General features: G+C 54.2%; 1 rRNA gene. It reads right to left on the bottom strand.

Going from position 1 to position 476, the window contains the following annotated elements:
* Window positions 1-476, bottom strand: a 16S ribosomal RNA gene (locus I5L03_RS13290); the annotation flags it as partial.

The following is a 476-nucleotide window of genomic DNA, read 5'->3' as shown; positions in this document are numbered from 1 at the left end:
GTCGAACGACTACTCGGGTATCTAATCCTGTTTGATACCCACACTTTCGAGCCTCAGCGTCAGTTGGTGCCCAGTAGGCCGCCTTCGCCACTGGTGTTCCTCCCGATATCTACGCATTCCACCGCTACACCGGGAATTCCGCCTACCTCTGCACTACTCAAGAAATACAGTTTTGAGAGCAGTTTACGGGTTGAGCCCGTAGATTTCACTCCCAACTTGCATTCCCGCCTGCGCTCCCTTTACACCCAGTAATTCCGGACAACGCTTGCCACCTACGTATTACCGCGGCTGCTGGCACGTAGTTAGCCGTGACTTTCTGGTTGGATACCGTCACTGCGTGAACAGTTACTCTCACGCACGTTCTTCTCCAACAACAGAGCTTTACGAGCCGAAACCCTTCTTCACTCACGCGGTGTTGCTCCATCAGGCTTGCGCCCATTGTGGAAGATTCCCTACTGCAGCCCCCCGTAGGTCAG

The organism is Aurantiacibacter sediminis (assembly GCF_016019885.1).
GTDB lineage: Bacteria > Pseudomonadota > Alphaproteobacteria > Sphingomonadales > Sphingomonadaceae > Alteraurantiacibacter > Alteraurantiacibacter sediminis.
The sequence above is the reverse complement of the archived record's forward strand: the minus strand, read 5'-3'. Positions and strand labels throughout refer to the sequence as shown.